The organism is Streptomyces sp. NPDC002785, from assembly GCF_040295565.1.
Lineage (GTDB): Bacteria > Actinomycetota > Actinomycetes > Streptomycetales > Streptomycetaceae > Streptomyces.
In genome coordinates, this window is record NZ_JBEOVN010000447.1 from 1 (window position 1) to 1094 (window position 1094).

A 1094-nucleotide genomic window follows, 5' to 3' on the forward strand; every position below is an offset into this window, starting at 1 on the left:
TCCGGGGTGCGGTGTAGGTGGTGGCGAGTTCGGGTCGGTGGTGGTCTGGCGCGGGGAGGGCCTTGGTGTCGACCTTTCCGTTGGGTGTGAGGGGCAGTTGGTCGAGGGTGAGGTAGGTGCTCGGGATCATGTAGTCGGGCAGTTGCCGCTGGAGGTGGGTGCGGAGTTGGTGTGTGGTGGGTGTGTTGCCGGGAGTGGCGACGATGTAGGCGATGAGCTGTTTGTTGCCGGGTGTGTCTTCGCGGGTGGTGACGGCGGTGGTGTGGATGTGGGGGTGGGTGTTGAGGGCGGCTTCGATCTCGCCGAGTTCGATGCGGTAGCCGCGCAGCTTGATCTGGTTGTCGATCCGGCCGATGAACTCGAGGGTGCCGTCGGGCCGCCATTTGACCAGGTCCCCGGTGTGGTAGGTGCGAGGATCGGGGCGGGGCGGGGTGAGGGGGTTGGGGGTGAAGCGCTGCCGGGTGAGTTCGGGCCGGTTGTGGTAGTGCCGGGCCAGACAGATACCACCCAGCAGGGCGTGGCCGGGGATGCCGACGGGGGCGGGCTGGTTGTGGTGATCGACGATGTAGGCGGTGGTGTTCGTGATCGGCCGGCCCAGGGTGGTGGTGCCCCCGTGCGGATCAGGCTCCGTCGTCAGGCTCATCACGTTCGCCACGGAGCCCTCGGTCGCGCCGTACTCGTTGCTGATCGTCGTCCGCGTACTGCTGGTGCTCAGGAGCCGGGTGACGAGTTGGGGGGTGAGATTCTCGCCGCCGGCCACGATGGTGGTGATGTGATGGCGTGCACCGCGGGTCTCCAGGTGCGCGGCGAGGACTTCCAGATGGGAAGGGGTCGCCTTGAGGAAACTGATCGGGGTGTTGGTGCAGATCAGGTCGATCGCCGCGTCGAACGCCGTCTGATCCGGTGCGCTGACGGGGATGACGAGCTGCTGGCCCTGGATGAGGGGCAGGAACAGAGCCGTGATCGTCAGATCGAACGTCACCGACGAGTAAAGGACCGAGCCGATACCCCCGGGAACGCGAGCCGGGTAGTTCTGGTCGCACCAGTGCAGGTAGTTGACGACACCACGGTGTTCGAGAGCGACACCCTTGGGC

General features: G+C 66.2%; 1 protein-coding gene. It reads right to left on the minus strand.

Annotation, left to right across the window (positions count from 1 at the left end; all coding sequences use genetic code 11):
- On the minus strand, positions 1-1094 hold a 1094-nt coding region (locus ABTZ94_RS37665; RefSeq protein ID WP_351207990.1), incomplete at both ends, for an amino acid adenylation domain-containing protein.